Source organism: Citrobacter sp. wls826 (assembly GCF_005281245.1).
Classification (GTDB): domain Bacteria; phylum Pseudomonadota; class Gammaproteobacteria; order Enterobacterales; family Enterobacteriaceae; genus Citrobacter; species Citrobacter braakii.
Genome location: NZ_SZWS01000034.1, coordinates 2,787 through 7,978, shown reverse-complemented (window position 1 = coordinate 7,978; position 5,192 = coordinate 2,787). Strand labels below are relative to the sequence as shown.

3 protein-coding genes and 1 pseudogene are annotated in these 5,192 nt (G+C 54.7%); 2 read left to right on the top strand and 2 right to left on the bottom strand.

Translation table 11 applies throughout. From position 1 onward, the window contains the following. Positions 1 to 215: 215 nt before the first annotated feature. Together fadA and fadB are read right to left on the bottom strand one after the other, a co-directional pair. Complete coding sequence (gene fadA, locus FDW87_RS08550) at positions 216 to 1,379, bottom strand: acetyl-CoA C-acyltransferase FadA (protein ID WP_137379639.1); 1,164 nt, start codon at positions 1,377 to 1,379, stop codon at positions 216 to 218. Between the two features lie 9 nt (positions 1,380 to 1,388). Continuing rightward, positions 1,389 to 3,578: a fatty acid oxidation complex subunit alpha FadB gene (fadB, locus tag FDW87_RS08545; protein WP_046274896.1), complete on the bottom strand. Its 2,190-nt coding sequence runs from the start codon at positions 3,576 to 3,578 to the stop codon at positions 1,389 to 1,391. Between the two features lie 189 nt (positions 3,579 to 3,767). Here fadB and pepQ point away from each other — a divergent pair, with 189 nt between their 5' ends. After that, complete coding sequence (gene pepQ / locus FDW87_RS08540) at positions 3,768 to 5,099, top strand: Xaa-Pro dipeptidase (RefSeq protein WP_016155150.1); 1,332 nt, start codon at positions 3,768 to 3,770, stop codon at positions 5,097 to 5,099. After that, positions 5,099 to 5,192: pseudogene (locus tag FDW87_RS22130) on the top strand (IMPACT family protein); the annotation flags it as partial. The gene pepQ and the pseudogene FDW87_RS22130, both read left to right, overlap by 1 nt.

Genomic DNA, 5,192 nt, shown 5'->3' with positions numbered 1-5,192 from the left:
AAAAACCCCGCCCCTGACAGGCGGGAAGAACGGCAACTAAACTTTCTCTCTTCGCCATTGGCACCATAACTGTGTTGGCTTCGCTCATTCACCCGAATCACTTACTATACGTAAGCTCATCGGGATTCATTCGCTTGCCGCCTTGTTCTGGCACCAATGGCTTTGAGATAACATTTCGTAGGCCGGGCAAGCGAAGCGCCCCCGGCATGCTTTGATTAAACTCGCTCAAATACCGTTGCGATACCCTGACCTAACCCGATACACATCGTCGCCAGACCAAACTGCACGTCTTTGCGTTCCATCAGGTTGAGTAGGGTGGTGCTGATACGCGCCCCAGAACAGCCCAGCGGGTGACCCAAGGCGATCGCCCCGCCGTTGAGGTTGATCTTCTCATCGATCTGCTCCATCAGCCCCAGATCTTTAATACACGGCAGGATCTGAGCGGCAAAGGCTTCGTTCATCTCAAACAAGCCGATGTCGCTGGTGGAGAGCCCCGCTTTTTTCAGCGCCAGCTTTGAGGCCGGAACCGGGCCGTAACCCATGATTGACGGATCGCAGCCGACAACAGCCATCGAACGAATACGGGCACGCGGCGTCAGACCCAGTTGACGGGCGCGGCTTTCGCTCATTACCAGCATCGCCGCTGCGCCGTCGGAGAGCGCAGAGGAGGTACCGGCAGTCACCGTTCCGTTCACCGGATCGAACGCCGGGCGCAGGGTGGAGAGCGCTTCAACGGTCGTTTCCGGACGGATAACCTCATCGTAGTTAAACTGCTTCAGCACGCCGTCGGCATCATGACCGCCGGTCGGGATGATTTCGTTTTTAAAAGCGCCAGACTGTGTTGCAGCCCAGGCGCGAGCGTGTGAACGTGCGGCGAAAGCGTCCTGCATTTCACGACTGATGCCGTGCATGCGGGAGAGCATTTCCGCGGTCAGGCCCATCATCCCTGCGGCTTTCGCCACGTTGCGGCTCATACCCGGGTGGAAATCAACGCCGTGGCTCATTGGCACATGGCCCATATGCTCAACGCCGCCAATCAGGCACGCCTGAGCATCGCCAGTCATGATCATGCGTGCCGCATCGTGCAGCGCCTGCATGGACGAACCGCACAGGCGATTGACCGTGACGGCCGGAACGGAGTGCGGAACTTCCGCTAGCAGCGCGGCATTACGGGCGATATTGAAACCCTGCTCCAGCGTTTGTTGCACACAGCCCCAGTAAATGTCATCAAGCGCGGTTGGCTCCAGCGCCGGATTACGCGCCAGCAGGCTACGCACTAAATGTGCAGAGAGATCTTCTGCCCGCACGTTCCGAAACGCGCCCCCTTTCGAACGGCCCATCGGGGTACGGATCGCATCAACAATTACAACCTGTTCCATTGTGACTCCTTAAGCCGTTTTCAGGCTGCCAACCGGGCGGGCTGGCTCAACCTGGGGATAATACGGTTCGTTATGGCGCGCTTTATCACGCAGACCGGCCGGAACTTCATACAGCGGACCAAGGTGCTGATACTGCTGAGCCATATCGAGATACTTCGCGCTGCCGAGCGTATCCAGCCAGCGGAACGCACCGCCATGGAACGGAGGGAAGCCCAGACCGTATACCAGCGCCATATCGGCTTCTGCCGGGCTGGCGATAATGCCTTCTTCCAAGCAACGCACTACTTCGTTGACCATAGGGATCATCATGCGGGCGATAATCTCTTCATCGCTGAAGTCGCGTTTCGGCTGGCTGACCTCTGCCAGCAGATCGTCAACGGTGGCATCTTCTTCTTTCTTCGGCTTGCCCTTGTTGTCTTCTTTATAACGCCAGAATCCGAGACCGTTTTTCTGCCCGAAACGGTTAGCATCAAACAGGGCGTCTATCGCATCGCGATAATCTTTCTGCATACGCTGAGGGAAGCCTGCGGACATCACCGCCTGCGCGTGGTGCGCGGTATCAATACCTACCACGTCCAGCAGATAAGCCGGGCCCATCGGCCAACCAAACTGTTTTTCCATCACTTTGTCGACTTTGCGGAAATCCGCCCCGTCGCGCAGCAGCTGACTGAAACCGGCAAAATAGGGAAACAGCACGCGGTTAACGAAGAAACCAGGGCAGTCATTAACCACAATCGGCGTTTTGCCCATCTGGCTTGCCCAGGCGACAACCTTAGCGATGGTTTCATCCGAGCTTTTCTCGCCGCGAATGATCTCAACCAGCGGCATACGGTGCACCGGGTTAAAGAAGTGCATCCCACAGAAGTTTTCCGGACGCTTAAGCGCGCTGGCCAGTTCGTTGATTGGGATGGTGGAAGTATTCGAAGCCAGTACGGTGTCCGGGCGAACCTGATCTTCGGTTTCCGCCAGTACCGCTTTTTTCACTTTTGGGTTTTCTACGACCGCTTCAACTACCACGTCCACGCGTTCGAAACCGCTATAGTCGAGGGTGGGGTGAATGGTGGAAATAACGCCCGCCATTTTCAGACCGTCAATTTTGCCGCGCTCCAGCTGTTTGTTCAGTAGCTTGGCCGCTTCGGTCATACCCAGCGTTAATGATTTGTCGTTGATATCTTTCATGACAACCGGCACGCCTTTCCAGGCCGACTGGTAAGCGATGCCGCCGCCCATAATGCCTGCGCCCAGCACTGCCGCTTGCTTTGGCGCTTCAACATTTTTGGTGAGCTTTTTGGCTTTGGCTTTCACGAACTGATCGTTAAGGAAAATTCCAACCAGTGCGCGGGCTTCATTGGTGTGCGCGAGTGGAACAAAGCTTTTATTTTCCAGATTCAGCGCTTCTTCACGACCAAAACGGGCCGCTGCTTCAATGGTTTTTACCGCGGTAATCGGTGCGGGATAATGCTTACCTGCCGTCTGCGCCACCATACCTTTGGCGATGGTAAAGCTCATTGCTGCTTCAATTTTGCTGAGTTTCAACGGCTCCAGCTTCGGCTGACGTTTGGCTTTCCAGTCGAGGTCGCCGTTAATCGCCTGACGTAATACCGCGATCGCGCCATCAAGCAGTTTGTCTTGCTTCACTACGCCATCGACCAGACCGATTTTTAGCGCCTGCTCAGCACCCACATCTTTACCCGCAGCAATAATTTCCAGCGCGCTGTCCGCACCCAGCATACGTGGCATACGCACGGAGCCGCCAAAGCCTGGCATAATGCCCAGCTTGGTTTCTGGCAAGCCGATGCGCAGGTCCGGCGTAGCCAGACGATAATCGGTCGCCAGGACACACTCGCAGCCACCGCCCAGCGCATAGCCGTTAACCGCTGAGAGAGTCGGAACAGGCAGATCTTCCAGGCGATTAAACACGCTGTTGGCAAAATGCAGCCACTGGCTCAGTTGCTCTTCAGGTACGAGGAACAGTGAAAGGAATTCGGTGATGTCGGCACCAACAATAAAGGCTGCTTTGTTAGAACGCAGCAGCAGCCCTTTTAAATTCGGTTGTTTTTCCAGCACGTCAAGCGCATGGCCCAGGCTGGCAACGGTGGCCGTGTCGAGTTTATTGACTGAACCTGGGGCATCGAACACCAGTTCGGCGATGCCATCTTCCAGCCAGTCGAGGTACAGGGTGTCGCCTTTGTAAAGCATGTCAGTCTCCTGAATCCGCAAGGTGATCTGGTCATACCAGATGAATCGAAGTGTGTGTTTTATGTTAAAAAAATGCAAATGAATGATTAAAGAAATGACGATTTGATCACGCTCGGCAGAAATCACGCACTCACAAAACGATGTGCTAAGATGCGGACACTTGAGGTCAAAAAAACAGAAGGATAGAAAATGGAATCACTGGCCGCACTCTATAAAAATCATATCGTTACCCTACAAGAACGGACGCGCGACGCGCTGGAGCGCTTCAAGCTGGATGCGTTACTTATTCACTCAGGAGAACTTGTTAACGTCTTTCTCGACGATCATCCCTACCCGTTTAAGGTCAATCCGCAATTCAAAGCCTGGGTGCCTGTAACGCAGGTTCCTAACTGCTGGTTGCTGGTGGATGGCGTGAATAAGCCGAAATTGTGGTTCTACCTGCCGGTCGATTACTGGCACAACGTTGAGCCGCTGCCGACCTCCTTCTGGACGGAAGAAATTGAGATCATCGCGCTGCCAAAAGCTGATGGTATCGGTAGCCAACTGCCTGCTGCTCGCGGCAATATCGGTTACATCGGTCCGGTTCCGGAACGCGCGCTGCAGCTGGACATCGCGGCCAGCAATATCAACCCGAAAGGGGTTATCGACTACCTGCATTATTATCGTGCTTACAAAACAGATTACGAACTGGCCTGTATGCGCGAAGCACAGAAAATGGCGGTGAATGGACACCGTGCCGCGGAAGAAGCGTTCCGTTCCGGGATGAGCGAGTTTGACATCAACCTCGCTTACCTGACTGCTACCGGTCATCGCGACACCGACGTGCCGTACAGCAACATCGTGGCGCTTAACGAGCATGCTTCGGTTCTGCATTACACCAGGCTGGATCATCAGGCTCCGTCTGAAATCCGCAGTTTCCTGCTGGACGCCGGTGCGGAATACAACGGCTATGCAGCAGACCTGACGCGTACGTGGTCGGCGAAAAGCGACAACGACTATGCGCATCTGGTGAAGGATGTGAATGACGAGCAACTGGCGCTGATTGCCACTATGAAAGCGGGCACCAGCTACGTGGATTATCACATTCAGTTCCATCAGCGCATCGCGAAGCTGCTGCGTAAGCATCAAATCATCACCGATATGAGTGAAGAGGCGATGGTGGAAAACGATCTTACCGGGCCGTTTATGCCGCATGGTATTGGTCACCCGCTGGGCCTGCAGGTACACGATGTCGCTGGCTTTATGCAAGATGACAGCGGTACGCATCTGGCCGCGCCGTCGAAGTATCCTTACCTGCGTTGCACCCGCGTTCTGCAACCGGGCATGGTCCTGACCATCGAACCGGGCATCTACTTCATTGAATCGCTGCTGGCGCCGTGGCGTGAAGGGCAGTTCAGCAAACACTTCAACTGGCAGAAAATTGAAGCCCTGAAACCGTTCGGCGGTATTCGTATTGAAGATAACGTGGTGGTCCACGAGAACAATATCGAAAACATGACACGGGATTTAAAACTGGCGTAATGGACAGTTGGTTAATCCCTGCGGCGCCGGTAATCGTCGTTGAAGAGATCAAAAAAAGCCGCTTCATTACGCTGCTCGCCCATACGGACGGCG

Bases quoted from the DNA above. Each gene is read 5' to 3' on its own strand.
- fadA (WP_137379639.1), bottom strand. From the start codon at position 1,379: ATGGAACAGGTTGTAATTGTTGATGCGATCCGTACCCCGATGGGCCGT.
- fadB (WP_046274896.1), bottom strand. From the start codon at position 3,578: ATGCTTTACAAAGGCGACACCCTGTACCTCGACTGGCTGGAAGATGGC.
- pepQ (WP_016155150.1), top strand. From the start codon at position 3,768: ATGGAATCACTGGCCGCACTCTATAAAAATCATATCGTTACCCTACAA.